Annotated in this window: 19 protein-coding genes and 3 tRNA genes; 5 read left to right on the top strand and 17 right to left on the bottom strand. The window is 43.5% G+C overall.

The genetic code is table 11. The features are described from left to right. Positions 1-30: 30 nt before the first annotated feature. From H3V01_RS09750 to folD, 15 genes are all read right to left on the bottom strand, one after another. Positions 31-792, bottom strand: a complete 762-nt coding sequence (locus tag H3V01_RS09750) for an ABC transporter permease (protein WP_198186680.1) — start codon at positions 790-792, stop codon at positions 31-33. Next, positions 789-1,709 (bottom strand): ABC transporter ATP-binding protein, encoded by a 921-nt coding sequence (locus tag H3V01_RS09745; protein WP_198186679.1) that lies wholly within the window; start codon positions 1,707-1,709, stop codon positions 789-791. The genes H3V01_RS09750 and H3V01_RS09745 overlap by 4 nt, the downstream gene beginning before the upstream one ends. 46 nt (positions 1,710-1,755) lie before the next feature. Further along, positions 1,756-1,953 carry a DNA gyrase inhibitor YacG gene (gene yacG, locus H3V01_RS09740; RefSeq protein WP_198186678.1) on the bottom strand — a complete coding sequence of 66 codons (198 nt, stop codon included), beginning with the start codon at positions 1,951-1,953 and terminating at the stop codon, positions 1,756-1,758. Then, positions 1,953-2,705, bottom strand: a complete 753-nt coding sequence (gene zapD, locus H3V01_RS09735) for a cell division protein ZapD (RefSeq protein ID WP_084563563.1) — start codon at positions 2,703-2,705, stop codon at positions 1,953-1,955. Before zapD ends, yacG begins: the two co-directional genes overlap by 1 nt. A gap of 5 nt (positions 2,706-2,710) precedes the next feature. After that, positions 2,711-3,325: a dephospho-CoA kinase gene (gene coaE, locus H3V01_RS09730; protein WP_198186677.1), complete on the bottom strand. Its 615-nt coding sequence runs from the start codon at positions 3,323-3,325 to the stop codon at positions 2,711-2,713. Further along, positions 3,322-4,173, bottom strand: a complete 852-nt coding sequence (locus H3V01_RS09725) for a prepilin peptidase (protein ID WP_198186676.1) — start codon at positions 4,171-4,173, stop codon at positions 3,322-3,324. The genes coaE and H3V01_RS09725 overlap by 4 nt, the downstream gene beginning before the upstream one ends. 6 nt (positions 4,174-4,179) lie before the next feature. After that, positions 4,180-5,412 (bottom strand): type II secretion system F family protein, encoded by a 1,233-nt coding sequence (locus H3V01_RS09720; RefSeq protein WP_198186675.1) that lies wholly within the window; start codon positions 5,410-5,412, stop codon positions 4,180-4,182. A gap of 48 nt (positions 5,413-5,460) precedes the next feature. Next, the gene (gene pilB / locus H3V01_RS09715; protein WP_198186674.1) at positions 5,461-7,140 is read right to left on the bottom strand and encodes a type IV-A pilus assembly ATPase PilB; all 1,680 of its coding nucleotides are present in this window, start codon (positions 7,138-7,140) and stop codon (positions 5,461-5,463) included. A 201-nt stretch (positions 7,141-7,341) separates the two neighbouring features. Then, positions 7,342-9,039 carry a single-stranded-DNA-specific exonuclease RecJ gene (recJ, locus tag H3V01_RS09710; protein WP_198186673.1) on the bottom strand — a complete coding sequence of 566 codons (1,698 nt, stop codon included), beginning with the start codon at positions 9,037-9,039 and terminating at the stop codon, positions 7,342-7,344. Next, the gene (locus H3V01_RS09705) at positions 9,036-10,010 is read right to left on the bottom strand and encodes a hypothetical protein (RefSeq protein WP_198186672.1); all 975 of its coding nucleotides are present in this window, start codon (positions 10,008-10,010) and stop codon (positions 9,036-9,038) included. Before H3V01_RS09705 ends, recJ begins: the two co-directional genes overlap by 4 nt. 102 nt (positions 10,011-10,112) lie before the next feature. Continuing rightward, positions 10,113-10,649, bottom strand: a complete 537-nt coding sequence (locus tag H3V01_RS09700) for a dual specificity protein phosphatase family protein (RefSeq protein WP_198186671.1) — start codon at positions 10,647-10,649, stop codon at positions 10,113-10,115. Positions 10,650-10,692: 43 nt separating this feature from the next. Continuing rightward, positions 10,693-12,453 (bottom strand): M61 family metallopeptidase, encoded by a 1,761-nt coding sequence (locus tag H3V01_RS09695; RefSeq protein ID WP_198186670.1) that lies wholly within the window; start codon positions 12,451-12,453, stop codon positions 10,693-10,695. 203 nt (positions 12,454-12,656) lie between these two features. Further along, complete coding sequence (gene gap / locus H3V01_RS09690; RefSeq protein ID WP_037392193.1) at positions 12,657-13,685, bottom strand: type I glyceraldehyde-3-phosphate dehydrogenase; 1,029 nt, start codon at positions 13,683-13,685, stop codon at positions 12,657-12,659. A 123-nt stretch (positions 13,686-13,808) separates the two neighbouring features. Then, positions 13,809-14,504, bottom strand: a complete 696-nt coding sequence (locus H3V01_RS09685) for a hypothetical protein (RefSeq protein WP_198186669.1) — start codon at positions 14,502-14,504, stop codon at positions 13,809-13,811. Between the two features lie 72 nt (positions 14,505-14,576). Then, a complete protein-coding gene (gene folD, locus H3V01_RS09680; protein WP_198186668.1) occupies positions 14,577-15,440 on the bottom strand; it encodes a bifunctional methylenetetrahydrofolate dehydrogenase/methenyltetrahydrofolate cyclohydrolase FolD in 864 nt (287 codons plus the stop codon). Positions 15,441-15,652: 212 nt separating this feature from the next. On the opposite strand from folD, the gene H3V01_RS09675 reads away from it, so the two are divergent. From H3V01_RS09675 to rnhB, 5 genes are all read left to right on the top strand, one after another. Then, a tRNA-Pro gene (locus H3V01_RS09675) sits at positions 15,653-15,730 on the top strand. 38 nt (positions 15,731-15,768) lie between these two features. Continuing rightward, positions 15,769-15,845 (top strand) — tRNA-Arg (locus tag H3V01_RS09670). A 19-nt stretch (positions 15,846-15,864) separates the two neighbouring features. After that, positions 15,865-15,940, top strand: a tRNA-His gene (locus H3V01_RS09665). Positions 15,941-16,071: 131 nt separating this feature from the next. Next, positions 16,072-17,244: a lipid-A-disaccharide synthase gene (gene lpxB / locus H3V01_RS09660; protein ID WP_198186667.1), complete on the top strand. Its 1,173-nt coding sequence runs from the start codon at positions 16,072-16,074 to the stop codon at positions 17,242-17,244. Beyond that, positions 17,241-17,846, top strand: a complete 606-nt coding sequence (gene rnhB / locus H3V01_RS09655; RefSeq protein ID WP_100125693.1) for a ribonuclease HII — start codon at positions 17,241-17,243, stop codon at positions 17,844-17,846. Before lpxB ends, rnhB begins: the two co-directional genes overlap by 4 nt. Before the next feature lie 217 nt (positions 17,847-18,063). Here the strand turns inward: rnhB and dksA are convergent, their stop codons facing one another. Beyond that, positions 18,064-18,480 carry an RNA polymerase-binding protein DksA gene (gene dksA, locus H3V01_RS09650; RefSeq protein WP_025329875.1) on the bottom strand — a complete coding sequence of 139 codons (417 nt, stop codon included), beginning with the start codon at positions 18,478-18,480 and terminating at the stop codon, positions 18,064-18,066. 162 nt (positions 18,481-18,642) lie between these two features. Next, positions 18,643-19,206, bottom strand: a complete 564-nt coding sequence (locus tag H3V01_RS09645) for a YggT family protein (RefSeq protein ID WP_084552596.1) — start codon at positions 19,204-19,206, stop codon at positions 18,643-18,645. Positions 19,207-19,648 lie beyond the last annotated feature (442 nt).

Below are 19,648 nucleotides of genomic sequence, written 5' to 3'. Positions count from 1 at the left end.
TAAGGCGGCTATTATAGCGTTTTGCTGTGTCTAATTGCGTAATTTCCAGCCTGATTTCAGGATGCCGCAGACAAGAATACACAGGACGACGGCAAAGCTGCCGACTACCGTTAGTGCAAGCCAGGGAGAGGCATCACTCTGACCGAAAAAACCAAAACGGAAGCCGTCAATCATATAAAAAACCGGATTGAAATGGCTGAGTGAGCGCCAGAATTCAGGCAGACTGTTGATAGAATAGAATACACCGGACAGAAATGTTAAAGGCATGATAAGAAAGTTCTGAAAAGCGGCCAGCTGATCAAATTTTTCTGCAACAATGCCGGCAAGTAAGCCAAACATACCCATAATGGCACATCCGAGCAGTGCGAATGTTATGATCCAGCCGATATGATGTGGTATGGTTAATCCGAAAAAAGCCGTTACTGCTATGACTCCAATACCTACCATCAGTCCGCGCAGGATGGAAGCACCGACATAAGCGCAAAAAAAAGCAATGGTACCCAATGGCGGTAACAGAATAAATATCAGATTACCGGTAATCCGTGATTGAATCAGACTTGAAGATGAGTTGGCAAAAGCATTTTGCAGCATAGACATCATAGCCAGGCCCGGTATCAGAAATACATTGTAACTGACTCCCGGTAATATATCAGGACGCCCCTGCATTACATGAGCAAATATCAGCTGATACAATAGTGCGGTGAGGATAGGAGCAGATAAAGTTTGAAAACCTACTTTCCAGAATCGCAATACTTCTTTTTTAAAAAGGGTGTAGCAACCAATTGTATTCATTTTGTGCCTTTCTCATGGTCACTGGTCAGGCGCAGAAAGACGTTTTCCAGATCGTTTTCCAGAATATTCAGATTGATAACGTTAATTCTCTGAGTCTGCAGAATTTGTAATAAGGCTGTTAGCTGGTTGTAGTCAGCGAGTTTAAGCAGATAATGGTTATTATCATCTTCTTTAATCAGATAATGACGTAAATTATCCGGTAATGTTTGGTCTGTAGTTAATGCCAGCCGTAATTCTGTTTCGGTATCCAGCAAGTTGCGTGTGCTGTCCAGTGCGACAATTTCGCCATGTTTCAGCATGGCGATGCGATTGCATAATGATTGTGCTTCTTCCAGATAGTGCGTGGTAAGAATAATGGTATGGCCGTCTGTATTCAGCCGAGTAATAAACTGCCACAGATTCTGACGTAATTCTACGTCTACTCCGGCTGTGGGTTCGTCCAGTACGATAACAGGCGGCCGGTGTACTAAAGCCAGAGCAACCATAACGCGGCGTTTCATCCCGCCAGACAGATTACGTGTGTTCGTGTCGGCTTTATCTGTCAGTCCGAGACCGGCGATAATTTCATCTATCCAGTCATCGTTATTGCGCAGACCAAAATAGCCGGACTGAAACTTCAGTGCTTCACGTACGTTAAAAAAAGGATCGAAAACCAGTTCCTGCGGAACGACACCCAGAAGTTTACGGGTAGTGTTTGCTTCCAGTTGTACATCATGACCACAAATGCTGATTTGTCCGGAAGTCAGGCGGCTTAGTCCGGCCATTGCGGAAATGAGAGTAGTTTTGCCGGCACCGTTAGGACCGAGTAAACCAAAAAATTCACCGGGCTGGACACTAAAGCTGACACCTTTTAAAGCAGTAAAACCATTAGCATAGGTTTTTACTGCTTGTTTAATACAAAGAGCAGGGGAAGTCATAAAATTGAATATTTGTGAGGTTATAAGTGATATTTGCCGCTGTTTATCAATGCTTTGATGGTGTTATTTCTTCACTTAGCGGCTGATCTTCATCGGCTGGCAGATTATAATTTTCACTAGCCCATGCTCCCAGATCAATCATTTTGCAACGCTTTGAACAGAACGGACGAAAGCGACTGGACGGAGTCCAGTCAACATTTTTCCCGCATATCGGGCAAATTACAGTGGTGATTTTTTCAGTCATTATTTGATTACCGGATCAAAGCTGCACATTACCAGAGTAAATGGTATATCAGTGTTTAAAACCTGGCCACGTGCCTGTTGTTGTGAAGCCTGTAAAAAGCGAATATGGGTAAAATATTTATTAGCAGATACTTCTGGCAGTGCAGTGGCATTTTGGGAAACATTAATACCCAGTAGATGAATGTTCTGTCCAAGGCTGTTGTGCTGATAACTTCCGCTTGTTGCCAGACAGTCTACAGACAGACTGTTTTGACGCAGAATTTCCAGTAGCAGTTTGATGGCTTCATAAGTAGGTAACAGACTTTGGATCCACTGACGTAACTGTAATTCACGTTCTGCCGGTTTTTTTTGTTGCCAGTAATAATAGGAAGGCAAATCATACGGGCTGGTACCGCCGGGTACGAACATTCGCTGTTTAATTGCCATCAGCCATTCATTTTCGCGCAAATGCTGTCCGAATTTTTGCTGAACGCTTTGCAGATTTGTAATTGCAGTTTGTATATCTACCAAGACATGTTTACCTTCTTCACCACGTTGTCTGGCCAGACTTTTTTGTCGTTCCAGTTCTTGCAGAATATCCAGTTTCAATTCGGCACGTGCTGCTGCTTCCATGATTTCGAATAGTGAGAATAATGCACAATGATGTGCCCAGATTTCACTGCGTATCACTACTTCATGGAAGTGTTTGAACAGATGTGCTATGCGCAGGAAATTACGGACGCGCTCAGACAAAGGATGTTCGAAATGGATAATATCTGTCATAACTTGGCTGGTGTTAGAGCTTGATAGAAATGATGCAGCTGGATAACTTTCCGGTTAAGTTCCTGCCAGTTGCCATCGTTGATAATAATGTCATCGGCAATGGCTTTCCGGCTATTACTGTCAGCTTGCTGCGCCATGATAGCACGGATTGTTGATTCGTCCAGATTACTGCGTTGCCGAACTCTTTGAATACATATGTTAACCGGTGCTTCGATAATGAGTATACGTTGTACCAGTTGTTGAAATTCTGGTTTTTCTGCCAGTAAAGGAATTTCAATAATTCCATAATGCTGATTCAAAACGATTTGCTGTTTTGCTTGCTGAAGACTTTGCAGAATTAACGGATGGAGAATATTTTCCAGCAGAATACGATTCTGTGAATCGGTAAACACCCAATTACGCAGTTTTGGCCGATCCAGACTGCCGTCAGTAAGAAATAGATTATTCCCGCACTGTCTGCGGATTTCAGGTAACGCCAGACCGCCAGGAGCAGTAAGCTGGTGTGCGATTTCATCTGCATTCAGTACTGGTATGCCCAGAGCAGTAAAACAGCTTGCTACGGCAGATTTTCCACTACCTATGCCACCGGACAGACCTATCCAGAACGTCATGTACTAAACCCGGAAAGACGCAGCCACCAGTGAATCAACTGATTAATCTGACTGTTTATCATCCACACAATCCAGCCTGCAATGGCCAGTGCCGGACCAAAAGCCATAGGCTGGCTGCGGGCAACTCTGAGAATAAGTGAAGCAATAATACCGACAATTGCTGCCATAAATACAATTAAAGGCAATGCAGAAGCACCCATCCACGCACCAAGGGCAGCCAGTAGTTTAAAATCACCATAACCCATACCATCTTTACCGGTTAGTAGTTTGAATAACCAGAAAAGTGACCACAAGCTCAGATAGCCTAATGCAGCACCCCAGACAGCAGAAGCTAAGGGAACAAATTCACAATACCAGTTAAACAGTAAACCCAGCCAGAGTAGAGGTAGGGTGATTTGGTCAGGTAACAGCTGGGTTTCGGCATCTATAAAGGTCAGTGCAATCAATGCTGCAGTCAGTATCAGACCGCCCGCAGCAACAGGTGTGACATCATAACGCCAGACTACTGCAGCAAATGCAATACCGGTTAATAATTCTACACAAAAATAGCGCGGGCTGATGGATGCTGAACATGAAGCACAGCGTCCGCGGAGCAGTATATAACTGACAAGAGGTATATTCTGCCACCAGCGGATTTTATGTTGACAGTGCGGGCAGGCTGAATGCGGAACACAGAGATTAAAGCGACTGGTGTGTTCTGCAGGCAGTTGCAATGCCATTCGTGCTTCTGCCTGCCAGCTTCGTTCCATCATAATGGGTAAACGATAGATCACTACATTCAGAAAACTGCCAACAGCACATCCCGATATTAATGCAATGACGCTAAAAAACAGAGTATCAGTTAACATCAGGTATTAACCTACGGCATTACCGATATTAAATAGCGGTAAATACATGGCAACCAGAATTATCCCGACAATACCACCGAGTACAACCATAATAATCGGTTCCATCAATGAAGACAGCTGTGCAACGGCAGTATCTACATCTTCTTCATAGAATTCTGCGGCCTTATTGAGCATGTCATCCAAAGAACCTGATTCTTCACCGATTGAAGCCATTTGCATCACCATGTTCGGAAATAACTCAGTTGCCTGCATAGCTGAGGTAAGAGAAATACCCTGATTAACTTTAGCACGGATTTCCTGAGTAGCTTCTTCATAGCGAATATTACCGGAGGCTCCGGCAACTGAATCAAGAACTTCTACCAATGGTACGCCTGCTGCAAATAGAGTTGCTGTTGTACGAGACCAGCGTGCAATGGTGGCTTTACGAACGATTTGGCCGAAAATAGGCATTTTTAACAGCATATAATCAAAACGTTTTTTCAGATCATCTGAGTTCTGATACCATTTAAATAAGCCAATTACACCACCTATCAGTGCAATGATGACAAATATGCCGTAATGTACAAAGAAATCAGAAATATTCATCATGAACTGAGTCAAACCAGGTAGTGGTACGCCCATACTTTCGTAAACTTTACCAAATGAAGGTAATACGAACATCATCATGACGATTACCAGTGCGATTGCTACGACTACTACCACAGCTGGGTAAGTCAAGGCACTTTTAACTTTTTTCTTGATACCCTGAGTTTTTTCTTTATATACCGACAGCTTGTCAAGAATAGCCTCTAGTACACCACCGGCTTCACCCGCATGCACCAGATTACAGTAAAAATGATCGAAATATTTCGGATGTTTAGAAAAAGACTCTGCCAGAGATGTACCTTGCTCAACATCAGAGCGGATTTGCAACAGTAGCTGGGTCATTGCCGGGTTAGAATGCCCTTTGGCTGCAATATCGAAAGCCTGCATCATAGGCAGACCAGATTTCATCATGGTGGATAATTGTCGGGTAAAGACGGTAATATCTGCCTGACTGATTTTCTTTTGGCGCTGTTTTTTGACCTTGGCAATCTGTATTACACGAATTTGACGCCGGGTTAGCTTGGCGCGTGCATCAGCCTCGTCTTTTGCGACAACTTCTCCGCGTACAATCTGTTCAGTTTTAAGGTTTTTGCCTTCAAAACTGAAACTGGTACCGGAAGATTTGGTTTTGGATACTGCTACGGGTTTATTCATAGTGTTCTCTCACAGTATTGACTTAATTGTATAGGCGAACAATCAGTTTTAATCATTAGTGCTTGCAAGAATCTCGTCCAGAGACGTAATGCCTTCCATCACTTTCAGTAAACCGGCATGGCGTAAATCGACCAGACCTTCCTTGAGCGCCTGAGTGCTGATATCTACTTCATTACCATTATTCATGATAATACGTTGCATTTCATCACTGACCGGCATAACTTCATATACGCCGGCACGTCCTTTATAGCCTTTGCCCTTACACCTTTCACAGCCGACCGGCCGGTAAAATGTCCATTCTTTGGCGAGATCTTCATCTGAAAAACCTGCTTTTTTCAGTGCAAATTCAGGCGGACGCTCTGCCGGTGCCTTGCAGGTACATAAACGCCGCACCAGACGCTGTGCCATAATCAGATTTACTGAGCTGGCAATATTAAACGGAGCAACGCCCATATTCAGCATACGGGATAATGTAGCCGGGGCATTATTGGTATGCAAAGTTGAAAATACCATATGGCCGGTTTGTGCAGCTTTAATGGCAATATCTGCGGTTTCCAAATCACGGATTTCCCCCACCATAATGATATCCGGATCCTGGCGCAGAAATGATTTTAACGCAGCAGCAAATGTCAGTCCTTGTTTATCATTAACATTTACCTGATTAATACCAGGCAGGTTAATTTCCGCAGGGTCTTCAGCAGTGGAAATGTTAACACTGTCGGTATTAAGAATATTAAGGCAGGTATACAGTGATACGGTTTTACCGGAACCAGTAGGGCCGGTAACCAGCACCATACCGTATGGCCGGTGGATGGCCTCAAGCAGTAATTCTTTCTGAAATGGCTCAAAACCAAGTTGTTCAATATTCAGAGTAGCCGCATCCGAATTCAGGATACGCATTACAATTTTTTCCCCGAACAGAGTGGGCAGTGTGCTGACACGGAAATCAATCGGCTTGGCACCTTTACGGAACTGAACCTGAATACGTCCGTCCTGAGGAATACGTTTTTCTGAAATGTCCAGTTTGGCCATTACTTTAATACGTGAAGCGATCTGGCCGCGAATATTCAGTGGCATACGTACCACTTCACGCAACTGTCCGTCAACGCGAAAGCGTACTCGTGCCATTTCTTCATAAAATTCAAAATGGATATCTGATGCGCCGCTGTTTAATGCATCACCTAGTATTTTAAAAACAAATTTTGCAATTGGTCCATTTTCGCCATCTTCGTCATCTGCAGACATGGCGTTATTTTCTACAGCACTGGAGTCACCAATTGAATCCATATCTTCCAGAAGGTTGGTGGATTCCTGACCAAGATTTTCCAGTAATTGGCGTAACTGACTATCGCGGACTATAACCAGATTCAGTACGCAGCCGGCATCTGTGGCAATTTTCTGGTAATGCTGAATTGATGTAGGATCAGATACAGCCAAAAACAGTCGATTACCGCGCTTGAATAGCGGCACGCAAATGTATTGCTGCATAATTTTCAGATTAATTAAATCCAGCGGTACCAGACTTTGATTATATGGCTCCAGATTCAGGTAAGGAATACCGAATACACCGGACAGAAAGCTGGCCAGTTTATCAGCACTGATGGCTCCAGATTGTAGTAGTGCCGGTATAACCGGACGTTTCTGTTCCAGTTCCTGACGCAGTTTTTCTGCTTTTTCTGCGTCAATAATCTGGTGCTTATATAAAACCCTGATCAGTCCAAGACTCATACAAATTAATTCCCGTCTCCATAACTTCTGAGTTTACATTCTAGTAAATACTGTACCTGTTCAGGTTTGGCTGAAATATTACTGCATACAGCGCACTTTTTTCTAACCTGTATCAGATAAAAGACCAGAGTAAATTCATGTTAATGTTTAATTGTGCTAATTATAAGTGAATTTGTGTATTTAAACAGCCTATATATCGGTTTAATTACAAATTTCCCAGTAATCTGCATATAACTGTAATTCCATTTGCTGGTGCCACTGGTTGGCAATTAGCCGGTAAACCACGCGAATATGTTCCGGTAAGATGGCTGTACAGCGGAAAAACATAACTTCATATTCACAGTTGTTCTTGTGTAACACTGCTTTAATATGGCCGGTACCCACTATTTGTTGTCTGATTACTTTAAATTCATCGCAAAAACGGGGTTCAGGAAAATTCTGGCCCCATACCAGAGCCGCCAATTGCTGCGCTGTGGCTAAGTTCAGATATTGATTGTCTAATGAACCATCAGTCTGGTACGTATAGTTTAAATCTGCCGGCCGGATGAGTTGCCTGCAGACTGCCTCAAATTCATTTTGGAAAGCTGCCAGATGTATTTCGGAAATACTTAAGCCTGCAGCCATAGCATGTCCGCCAAACTTCTGGATAATATCCGGCCGGCGTTTACTGACCATATCCAGTGCATCACGCAGATGTAAACCGATAATAGACCGGCCGGAGCCGCGTAATGTACCATCTTCTGCCTGAGCAAAAACAATACTAGGTCGATGAAAGGTTTCGCGTAACCGGCCTGCTAAAATTCCGGTTACTCCCTGATGCCAGTTATCATGATAAGCAACGATGCTATAGCTGTTTTCTGTATTGAAGCCGGCCAGTTGCAGATTAGCTTCATCCTGCATGCTGCGCTGAATCTGACGACGTTCATGGTTCAGATCATTCAGTTGTTCAGCCAGATCGGTTGCACTTTCCATATCATCGCTCAACAGACAGGCTATACCCAGACTCATATCATCCAGTCTGCCGGCAGCATTCAGACGGGGTCCGATAGCAAAACCCAGATCAAATGCATGTGCCTGTTGCGGGTTGCGTTTGGCCACTGCAAACAAGGCGCGTATTCCTGCTTGCATTTTATCAGCTTTAATTCGTCTGAGCCCCTGAGTTACCAGCAGGCGATTATTCTGATCAAGAGGTACCACATCGGCGATGGTGCCCAGTGCCACCAGATCAAGCCATTGAGCAAGATTGGGTTCCGGATGTTTACTAAACCGGTTTTGCTGGCGCAGATGGTAACGCAAAGCCATTAGTACATAGAACATCACACCCACACCAGCCAATGCTTTACTGGGAAATTGATCACCTGGTTGATTAGGATTAACAATAATACATTCAGGCAGTTGTTCACCCGGCAGATGGTGGTCAGTAATCAGGACGTCCATGCCTAGCTGTTGTGCGCGTTGTACGCCGGCTACACTGGCAATACCATTATCCACGGTAAGCAGCAGGTTCGTACCTGCCTGAGCTGCAAGCTCAGCAATCTGTTCAGTTAAGCCATAACCATGTTCAAAGCGGTTGGGGACGAAAAAATCGGTTTGCGCTCCCATTGCCTGTAATCCGCGTATCCCTAAGGCACATGCTGTGGCTCCGTCTGCATCATAATCGGCAACAATCAGAATTTTTTCCTGCCGTTCGATTGCCTGAGCCAGTCGCTCACTGGCGGCCTGAATATTTTTCAAATTCTGAAACGGTAACAGCGCAGACAAATTGTATTCAGTTTCACTTTTGTTTTTAACTGCTCGTGTTGCATACAGTTTGGCCAGCAGAGGATCAACACCCTGAGCAAGCAGAGTTTGCAGAGCATCAGTATCTACCGAACGGGTAATAATATGTGCCGGCTTCATAAATTCAATCCGGTAAAAGGTTGGGTTTTAGGCCGGAACAAACGAAATCTGGGCTTGCGAATCTGAAGCAATCCGGTTTCACATCGGATATTCAGCTGGCGGATATGTCGGTTTTTTAATCCTGACAGCAAAGGTTGCCACCAGTCTTGTTCCCATTGATGCATTATTTGTGCATAGGTATAAACATCACCCTGATTTACTGGTAAGCATAAACTATCATTAAACAATACAATTTCCTGCTGGCCTGAATCTGATAGAGTATCCATTAATGCTGCGTAATTTAGCGGTAATTCATGCGCATGCAATGCCCACGAACTATTGGTATAAAGTAGTGTGTCGTGCTTTGCTGTGCCAATAAGGTCTTTTTCAAACCATAAACCGTTAATCGTGGGCAGACCGCGTGTGCTGCGTTCCTGATTAAGTGGATGCTGATGCAGCAACATTTGCAGCTCAGTTTGCTGTTGCAGAATCAGAGTTGCATCTTTACCCGAAGGTTTGGCGGTGCCGTCTATGCAGCCTGACAAATCAAGTAAAGATGACAGGGTAAAATCAAGTACCTGTGGCGTGGTAACTAGCCATAAATCCGGTCTGACCGGAAAAAACCGCCAGCCATCTGGCTGTAACCATGTACTCAATACTTCACAGAAAGATTTTGCCTCTTCTGGATTCAGACCAAGAGCATTTCCGTCAAGATACTGAAGCTGATGCATGCCGGCTGTCTGGTTTATAGGTGTGACAATAAAGCCGCAATATTCCGGGTTTAGGTTTAATTGCTGCTGAGCCTGTTGAACCCATGAACCTTCCCACAGATATTGCCGGTATAACTGACTTCTGTTTATGGTTTGTAATGTATATTTGCTCCATTGCCGCAGGGTATTCAGTGCCGGTAGCTGTAAGTCAGGTACCGCAGCTTCCTGATGAGGCCATAATAAACCCGGCAGAACGAGAGTTATACTTAAATCGGCAGACATGAATACACAATATTCCCAGTATAAAAATCAATATCACTTTGAGTTTTTATCAAATCAGATTGTTAATTTGATACTATATTTTTCATTCATTACATCACGGAGTTATTCGAATACAGCCTGACGAATTTTTTCAACATCAACATCTTGGATATATCTTTGTATGTTTGGATAAATCTTGTAATGATGATTCAATTCCGGCTTCATCAATTCTTTGATAGCCTGTTTTTTAGTCCAATTCTGAAAAATTAACCGATACATCGCAATAACTACTCCTGTGCGATCACTGCCATGCCAGCAATGAATTAATACTGGTTTAGGCGAGTTTTTAATAGCTTTAAGAATTTGAATGATTTTTTCATCGGTTATATTCTCAGCCCGCATATCAATCCGGATTTCAGACATGTCCGTATTAGCAATTTTGTCCTGATCACTATGCCATGAACGCAAGTTAATTATTGTTTTAATCCCTATTTTATTAAGCTGTTCAGCCTCTTTTAAAGAGGGTTGTTCAGATCGGTATACATCATCAGATACTTTATAAAAATTGCCGGGTAACTGATTAGAATTAGCATAAGACTGACAACTGCTGATAATGAAACACACGCAGCACCATAAAAAAATGTTTGCTATTCTTGTCATTCTAAAACCAGAGAAAGATAACGGTAAAAGTATGCGGATGAATTTAAGGCTGTGGCTGTAACCAACGCTGTAATAGCAATGCATTATCAATACTCAGCAACGCAGTATCAGCTAATGCTGCCTGTGCCAGTAAAGTAGTCTGTCGCAGTAAACCGTCACGGATGAAATGTATCCGTACTGTTTCACCAACATGAATACGTGTCCATTGCTTATTAAAATCGGTAATAATTTCATCATTAATAGCAATCAGCTGGTCACCGGCACTCATACCTGCATTCTCGGCACTACCTTGATTAAATACTTGTTGCAGGCTGACACCGAATGAGGCTGGCTGAACACGGGCACCCAGATCTGCATCGGGCTGTTCGGCAACAGAATAATGCTCAATATATGCACCACCATGCTGGCGAGGCAAGGCAGCCCAGTAGAGCTGTACACCAGCCTGCTGTAATTGTTCTGTCAAAGGCAAGTCTGCTGTGGTCATAATGTATTGCTGATAAACCTGAGTTAAGTCTATTCCGGTAGCTTGCTGGGCTATTTTCAGCCATTCATTTTCCGCTAGCCCCATACCCCGCTGACGCCAGTCCTGATACAGAGCACGCATAATATCATCCAGATTTTTTTGCTGGCCGGTATACCGGCGGATATAGTGATCCAGACACAGAGCTGCCAGTGCGCCTTTCTGGTAATAGCTGACAATACTGTTGGCACTGTTTTCATTCTGTTTGTAATATTTTGTCCATGCAGTAAAGCTGGAATCTGCCAGACTTTGCTTTAAACGGCCGGCACCCTGTTGTACACGGGTAATGGTTTTGGCCAGTAATTGCAGATACTGTTCTGGTGTAATCACACCGCTGCGTACCAGAAACCAGTCATCATAATAGGAAGTGATACCTTCAAAAGCCCACAACAGCTTTGTATAAACTTCATCATCCAGTTTGCTGTTTAAAAATGCAGAAGGAATAATAGATTTTACGTTCCATGCATGAAAATATTCATGGCTGAACAAACCGAGTAATGTAATATAAGCCTCGGTATTTTTTCCATCTTTTTGCGGCAGATCATGCCGGTCGGCCATGAGGGCAGAGGAGGATTTATGTTCCAGTCCGCCATAAATGCCATTTCCGACAAAAAGTAAAAAGCTGTAGCGTTCAAACGGTGCCGGTGCGGCAAACATAGCAATTTCACTGGCACATATTTTGCTTACATCATCTACCAGACGCTGCTGATCAAAAGATGAGAAATGGCCGCTGATAACAATTTCATGTTCAATGCCGCCTGCACTAAATGGCAGACGCAGCAAATAGCCCATTTCCACCGGATAATCAATTAAAGAGCGGTAATTATTTACCTGATAAACATGGGACTGTGATGTTTGCGGCATGGTAGTGGCAATATCCCAGTTTTCAGGCAGGCCGGTAATGATTAACTGGCAGTTCTCCTGTTCACGCTGATTATGCCGTAAAAAAAGACAGGCACCGTCAAAGAAACCTCGTTCAGTATTTAAAAAAGAGCCGCGCACAGAAGTATCGAAAGCATATACCAGATAAGTGATCTCCCAGTTACCTGCCTGTCCGTTGCAAGCCCAGGTATTTTTATTTATCTGTTCAGCTGATGCCGGTGTATTGTTGCAACTGGCTGATAAGGTGACAATATGACGGGCAAAATCACGAATCATATAACTACCGGGTACCCAGCTGGGTAAACTCAGACTGAAATTCTGATTATCCAGTTGTGTAAAACTAAGGCGTACTTGCCACAGATGCTGAGTCAGAGAATGGGGTTGCAAATGATAGTTAAGCATAATTTGTGCCTCAATGAAGCGGAAAAGAAATATCAGCGTTGTCTGTCAGAGAAAAATTGCCAAGATTAATATTAACTTGGTTGAATTTGTTCTGGTGTTTGTATGGCAAACAGGTACTGATTCTGTTTGCCACAATAGGTTCAGGCTGTCTGAAGCCTGTATAAGCGGATTCAGACAGCCTGTACTTCTGCTGGTAAAACGGGTTAAGCGAGTGGAGTAACTTCCATGCCAAACATAGCACGTGCAGTATTCAGCATCTGGCAGCTAAAGCCCCATTCATTGTCGTACCACGCCAGTACTTTTACCATATTACCATTGGTAACTTTAGTTAATGTACTGTCAAATATGGAAGCCTGAGTTGTATGATTAAAATCGGTGGAAACCAATGGCAGAGTATTGTAGCCCAGAATATGTTTCATACTACCTTCACTGGCTGCTTTAACTATGGCATTAACTTCTTCGACACTGGTGTTACGGGCGGCTTCAAACGTTAAATCAACCAGTGAAACATTAATTGTGGGAACACGTACTGCAAAGCCATCAAACTTACCCTGTAATTCCGGTAATACCAGTCCTACAGCCTTGGCTGCTCCGGTTTTGGTCGGAATCAGATTTTCAACAGCACTGCGGGCACGGCGTAAATCTTTATGGCGAACATCAGTCAGTACCTGATCATTGGTAAATGAATGAATGGTTGTCATTAAGCCTTTTACCATTCCCAGTTCGTCGTTAATGGCTTTTGCCACCGGTGCCAGACAGTTGGTTGTGCAAGAACCATTGGATATTACTGTCATTTCCGGTGTTAATACCTGATGATTAACTCCGTATACCACGGTAGCATCCACATCGGCACCGCCAGGTGCGGAAATCAGAACTTTTTTAGCACCACTTTGTAAATGAATGCTGGCTTTTTCTTTGGTAGTAAAAGCACCGGTACATTCCAGCACCAGATCGATACCCAGTTCACCCCAGGGTAATTCTGCCGGGTTACGGGTAGAAAAAAAACGGATGCGGTCGCCATTAATAATTAAAGCATCATTATCAGATGAAACATCTGCGGCAAAACGGCCATGAACTGTATCAAATTTTGTCAGGTGTGCACTGGTTTCCAGTGAACCGCTGGCATTTACCGCAACAATTTCCAACTGGTTGCTCAAGTTATAGTCATAGATTGCACGCAATACCTGGCGGCCAATACGGCCATAACCATTAATGGCAACTTTTAACGTCATGCTTATTCCTTTTTAAATCAACAAAACCAATCAGGCAAATTTGGGATGTACAGAGCGAAATGGTTTAAACCGTACCAAAAACATTATGTATTATAGCTGAACCAGTCTGTTTCCACATCTGTATCAGCGCATACCTGTTCCAGCTGACTGTGCTTTCAGCATTTGCTGAAATGCATCTGACATGCTGTTAATATCCACCCAGCCCATGGCGCTGAATAACAACAGCAGTATGCCTCCGGCCAGACAGGTAATTAAGAAATAGATAATATATCCCAAAAATACTTTAAATATATTTTGTTGACTGATGCGGACAAATCCAAAGATCTGTACTACCAATGTCCATAGCAGCCATAAAGACCCCGGAGCGGCTAATACCTGTGGCCAGTATAGTGTGGCCAGTGTAGGCAGGATTAGCACCTCAGTGGCCAGTACATAACCATACCAGCGTCCTGGCTGCTTATTGTAATAGCCCAGAATGATCTCCATTGCCATGCTCAGAACACTCCAGCGCACCACTGTTAACACAATGACAAAGATAGTTATACCGGTTTGCCGTCCCAGAATCTGTGACATATTGGCCATATTCATCAGACCAAGCGCAAGTAAAACGGTAACGAAGATTAATGGATTGTAACGATAATGTGTTTTGGGATAAAAGCGCAGGCGCAGAGCAGCACAGGCGTCCAGAAAAAATTGATACATCAGGTTAATACCACAATTAGGGTTGTAAATAAGGATAGCTGTTTTAACCGGCAGCCATTCTATCGCATCATAATCAAGTACAGACCAGAAGACTGATATGTCTATTTTACCAAGCAAACATGTTTGTTGTTTTGTATGATGGCTGATATTATTGTGTAATCAATACACAATATAGCTTTGCCGATAACGTCACGATTGTTTTGTATCGTGAATTTCTGCTGCTTTCAATGTGTTTTCCATTAAGGTAGCTATGGTCATAGGGCCTACTCCGCCCGGTACCGGTGTAATCATAGATGCACGTTCTCTGGCTGCATCAAACTCTACATCCCCGCATAACTGTCCGTTTTCCAGACGGTTAATTCCCACATCTATTACTACAGCCCCGGGTTTAATCCATTCACCTTTAACAAAGTTCGGAATGCCGACGCCTACAACCACAATATCAGCAGCAGCAACTTCCTGTGCCAGATTTCGGGTGGCGCTATGACAGATTGTGACTGTCGCACGTGCCAGAAGTAATTCTAACGCCTGCGGTCGGCCGACAATATTTGAAGCACCTACTACAACAGCTTTTTTACCGGTGATTGGTACCTGATAGGCATCCAGTAATGTCATTACCCCTTTAGGTGTACACGGACGCATTAATGGCATTTTTACCGCCAACCGGCCAACATTATACGGATGAAAACCATCTACATCTTTATGAGGCACAATCCGTTCCAGTACCTGCTGACTGTCAATATGTGCAGGCAGTGGTAATTGCACCAGAATCCCGTCTATACCATTATCTGCATTCATTTCGTCAATCAAGGCCAGTAATTCGGCTTCTGTGGTATGTACAGGCAGCTCGTAACTGCGGGATTCAAAACCAATGGTTTCACAGGCACGCTTTTTATTGCGTACATATACTGTACTGGCCGGATCTTCACCAACCAGAACCACAGCCAGACAGGGGCGGCGTAGCTGATTATCCAGACGCTGCTGTACACGAATGGTTAATTCTTGCAGGATTTGTTGAGAAATTTTTTTACCTTCAATGAGTTGAGCGGTCATGAGAAAATTCCAGAGAAAAAGATTATGCTGATGCCAGGTAACTATCAGCTAATATTTACAAGAATAGCATTGTCGCATTTTTTTTAAGCGGTTTCATCTGCTTTTGTATATAGCCATTCATATAAATCAGCCATATTTCAAAAATATGGCAAAAAAATTTACTTTACCTCTTGACGATAGTTTTTCATGGCTGTATAGTTCGCCTCTCTCGTCGGGGTGTAGCGCAGTCTGGTTAGCGCATCTGCTTTGGGAGCAGAGGGTCGTGAGTTCGAATCCCACCACCCCGACCATATCGACCGAATCCTTGTCCGGATAGATTTGAGAGTACGCGCCCGTAGCTCAACCGGATAGAGCACCGGCCTTCTAAGCCGGGGGTTACAGGTTCGATTCCTGTCGGGCGCACCAAAGTTTGAAAAGTTTTATGGTGGCTGTAGCTCAGTTGGTAGAGCCCTGGATTGTGATTCCAGTTGTCGTGGGTTCGAGCCCCATCAGCCACCCCAATATAAAAGCCCAAGCCGTTTGCTTGGGCTTTTAATTTTTATGGTACCCTTCGGGAATACACTATCGCCTGCTAAACTTGCTATCTATTACGTCTTACTATAATAGTTGCTTATAAAACTGCTATCCTGCTATGAATAAAGCTGCAACTGAACTTCCCATTTTAACCATAGCCTTGTGTGCCGGCGAAGCATCTGGTGATTTACTGGGTGCCCATTTGATGAATGCGATTCGTACACGATATCCGTGGGTACAGTTCGTTGGTATTGGCGGACCGCGGATGCTGGCAGCCGGAATACAAAGTCTCTATGATCAGGAAAAACTGGCAGTACGCGGTTTTGTTGAAGTTGTCAAAAAATTACCGGAAATTTTGGCCATTCGTCGCGGCCTGATTCGTTCACTGAAACAAATCAGACCACAGGTATTTGTCGGTATTGATGCACCGGATTTCAATCTGGGTGTTGCCGAAAGTTTAAAACAGGCCGGTATTGCTACCGTACATTATGTCAGTCCGTCTGTCTGGGCATGGCGGCGTAAACGGGTAAAAAAGATTGTTAAACAGGTGGACGAGGTATTATGCCTGTTTCCGATGGAACCGGAACTATACCGGCAGGCAGGCGGACGGGCACGTTTTGTCGGGCATCCTCTTGCTCAGACTTTGCCACTGGTTATTGACAGAAAGGCGAAAAGACAGCAGCTGAAACTGTCTGAACAGGCTCCAGTGTTTGTTTTAATGCCGGGCAGCCGGGTCAGTGAAATTGATTTCATGGCACCGATTTTTTTACAGGCTGCTGAAATTATTCACCAGCGTTATCCTCAGGCTCAGTTTTTACTACCACTGGCTACGGCGGCAACACGGCAGCGTATGCAGGATATTCTGGCTCAGCCGGTGTGGCAAAAACTGCCGATACGTTTAATGTCTGCACATGCAGAAATGGCCTGTCAGGCAGCCGATGTTGCACTGGTTACCAGCGGTACGGCCACGCTCGAAGTGGCTTTATGCCAATGCCCGATGGTAATCAGCTATAAAATCTCACCTTTAACCTATGCATATGTCAAACATAAAATTAAAGTGCCGTATGTTGGTTTGCCTAATATTCTGTTAGACAGAGGTGTGGTACCTGAATTACTGCAAAGTAATGCAACGCCACAAAAACTGGCAGAGGCTGTGATTCACTGGTACGAATCGCCACAGGAAGTACAGGATTTGCAGGCAGACTTTTCAGCACTACATCAGCAGCTGCGTTTGAATACTGATGAACTGTCTGCAAAGGCGGTATTGCAGCATGCAACGGGGCAAATATGAATACAGAGCTGATGGTTTTACCCAGCCATGCCGGTGTAGACGAAGCCGGTCGTGGTCCGTTAGTTGGCAGTGTATATGCAGCAGCTGTTATTTTACCGGCAGATTATGATTTACCCGGTCTTACTGATTCAAAAAAATTGTCCGAGAAAAAGCGTGATGAGCTGGCAATATTAATTAAGCAGCAGGCAACTGCATGGTCTGTAGCTGCAGCAGACGTGGCAGAAATACACCAGTTTAATATTCTGTTTGCAACTATGCGTGCCATGGCTCGTGCTGTAGCCGGTTTACATATTCAGCCGGCTAAAGTGTGGATAGATGGCAATCGCATACCTGCTGATATGACGTTGCCGGCAGAAGCAGTAGTTAAAGGCGATCTCAAAATAGCCGCTATTTCTGCCGCCTCTATTCTGGCCAAAACGGCACGTGATGCAGAGATGTATGAGCTGGATAAATGTTATCCGCAGTATGGTTTTGCCCGTCATAAAGGCTATGGTACAGCCGCACATCTTGCTGCATTGCAGCAGTTTGGTGTACTGCCACAGCATCGGCAGGATTTTGCACCTGTGAAAGCTTTGCTGGCGCAGGGAAAATACTGTCTCTGAGGCTATTCAACCGCGGGATTGTACTTTTTATGCTTAACCTGTACATCGCTGTTATATCAACATTTTATGATTTCTATTGAATTAATTTCAAATAATTAACAGCAGTTAATATTTAAGCAAATCAGCGGTGAGACATGCATTATCGCAATGATGATATGTAGCAATAATGCAAAAACGCTTTCCGGCAGGAAAGCGTTTTTAATCCATAACAGATAAATTAATCAACAAACTGTTTTTTAATTCGTTCACGCCGTTCCTGCGCTTCTACCGACAAAGTTGCAGTAGGGCGAGCGAGTAGCCGTTTCAGACCGATAGGTTCGCCGGTATCCTGACAAAAGCCATAATCGCCTTCGTCTAGTTGACGCAATGAAGCCTGAATTTTACTTAATAACTTACGTTCACGGTCACGGGTGCGCAGTTCTAATGCATATTCTTCTTCCAGTGTTGCGCGATCTGCAGGATCAGGCGTAGTAGCCTGCTCCTGTAAATGTCCGGCCGTATTGTTGGCATTATGAATCAGCTCATCCTGGAGTTTTAACAGCAAATCACGGAAGAAAGCTTGGTGTTCTTCATTCATGTATTCTTCTTCAGGGCCATTCCAGGCCTGGATGTCTTGTTCTGTGAGTTTGGCCATTGTACAGTCTTTCTTTTGCATAGCTCGATTAAGCAATTAGCTCAGGAACTGACAGCTTAATCTGGATTTGAAAATAACAGATACTGGATTTCAGGCTGTTAAAAAAGTTCGGGCATAATAGCATGTTTTTATAATTTATTAATAATTTTGCATTCGACAACATTATCCGAATATCAGCCAGTATGAAATCTTACTGCTTGCCTGCGGCAGCCACCATTCGAGACAAAGCCAGAGCACAAGCAGAATAATTGTCGCAGAAAAATCATATTTACCAATACGCATAAAGGTAAACGGACGGGTTAACGGCGCATAGATACGTTGCAAGGTAAATAGCAATATTGAATAAGGTTTGCTCAGACTTAAAAACATTCTTATTACCAGCCCGATGAATAATACATAGCACAGTGCTTTCAGGGAAAACAGAATGCAAAGAGCCAGACTGGCTGCAATAGTGCGAATATCCGGTAATACCCATCTAAGGCTGATAAACAGATTTAGCGTACATGCCAGGTAATAAATAATGACAGTAGCCAGAATGCAGGCAATATCCCATTGGTACAATGGCGGTATAATTTTACGCAGAGGGCGTACCAGCCAATTGGTACTGCGTACACAAAACTGAGCCAGAGGATGCAGAAAAGGTAATTTAGCCCACTGTAACAGAAGCCGGGCCCAGCATATAATACTCAGTGCACTGGCTAATAAAAATAATGTTTTACTAATCACATATTGCCTTTAATGTCCGACGGATATTGAACTCTCTTTTTATAGAAAAAGATTCGGGCGGATTATATTATGGAAAAATTTGAACAAACAAATTCTGACTTAAGATTATATTGTATACAATATAAGAGATAAATAATGATATTTGATAAATATGATTTTTTTATTTAAAGTCGGGTTTACCGCTGTAATAATACAATCCATTGATTGTGGGCAGAATTCATAGTCTAAAAATCTAATCTGAATTGCAGTGCTATGATATGAGCAGCTTTTCTTGGTTTTGAATTTTGCTTTGACTGTTAAAGTATATCTGTAGCAGCTATTAAAATTTTTCCTCTGCACACCGAGTAAATATTGGTTTACTTTAACTATATTTAATAATCAAATCATGTATTGTTATTTTATTCATTTTGTACCCTTCACAAGAGTACATTTGTTTTGCTAA

The organism is Snodgrassella sp. M0351 (assembly GCF_016100575.1).
GTDB classification, from domain to species: Bacteria; Pseudomonadota; Gammaproteobacteria; order Burkholderiales; family Neisseriaceae; genus Snodgrassella; species Snodgrassella alvi.
Note: the sequence above shows the minus strand (reverse complement) of the source record. Positions and strands in the feature narration are given on the sequence as shown.

Excerpts from the sequence above, each read along its gene's own strand:
- H3V01_RS09695 (WP_198186670.1), bottom strand. The coding sequence starts at position 12,453 with ATGCTTAACTATCATTTGCAACCCCATTCTCTGACTCAGCATCTGTGG.
- recJ (WP_198186673.1), bottom strand. The coding sequence starts at position 9,039 with ATGAAGCCGGCACATATTATTACCCGTTCGGTAGATACTGATGCTCTG.
- H3V01_RS09750 (WP_198186680.1), bottom strand. The coding sequence starts at position 792 with ATGAATACAATTGGTTGCTACACCCTTTTTAAAAAAGAAGTATTGCGA.
- H3V01_RS09725 (WP_198186676.1), bottom strand. The coding sequence starts at position 4,173 with ATGTTAACTGATACTCTGTTTTTTAGCGTCATTGCATTAATATCGGGA.
- pilB (WP_198186674.1), bottom strand. The coding sequence starts at position 7,140 with ATGAGTCTTGGACTGATCAGGGTTTTATATAAGCACCAGATTATTGAC.
- dksA (WP_025329875.1), bottom strand. The coding sequence starts at position 18,480 with ATGGCCAAACTCACAGAACAAGACATCCAGGCCTGGAATGGCCCTGAA.
- rnhB (WP_100125693.1), top strand. The coding sequence starts at position 17,241 with ATGAATACAGAGCTGATGGTTTTACCCAGCCATGCCGGTGTAGACGAA.
- H3V01_RS09705 (WP_198186672.1), bottom strand. The coding sequence starts at position 10,010 with ATGTCTGCCGATTTAAGTATAACTCTCGTTCTGCCGGGTTTATTATGG.
- H3V01_RS09745 (WP_198186679.1), bottom strand. The coding sequence starts at position 1,709 with ATGACTTCCCCTGCTCTTTGTATTAAACAAGCAGTAAAAACCTATGCT.
- H3V01_RS09700 (WP_198186671.1), bottom strand. The coding sequence starts at position 10,649 with ATGACAAGAATAGCAAACATTTTTTTATGGTGCTGCGTGTGTTTCATT.
- coaE (WP_198186677.1), bottom strand. The coding sequence starts at position 3,325 with ATGACGTTCTGGATAGGTCTGTCCGGTGGCATAGGTAGTGGAAAATCT.
- yacG (WP_198186678.1), bottom strand. The coding sequence starts at position 1,953 with ATGACTGAAAAAATCACCACTGTAATTTGCCCGATATGCGGGAAAAAT.
- gap (WP_037392193.1), bottom strand. The coding sequence starts at position 13,685 with ATGACGTTAAAAGTTGCCATTAATGGTTATGGCCGTATTGGCCGCCAG.
- folD (WP_198186668.1), bottom strand. The coding sequence starts at position 15,440 with ATGACCGCTCAACTCATTGAAGGTAAAAAAATTTCTCAACAAATCCTG.
- H3V01_RS09720 (WP_198186675.1), bottom strand. The coding sequence starts at position 5,412 with ATGAATAAACCCGTAGCAGTATCCAAAACCAAATCTTCCGGTACCAGT.
- lpxB (WP_198186667.1), top strand. The coding sequence starts at position 16,072 with ATGAATAAAGCTGCAACTGAACTTCCCATTTTAACCATAGCCTTGTGT.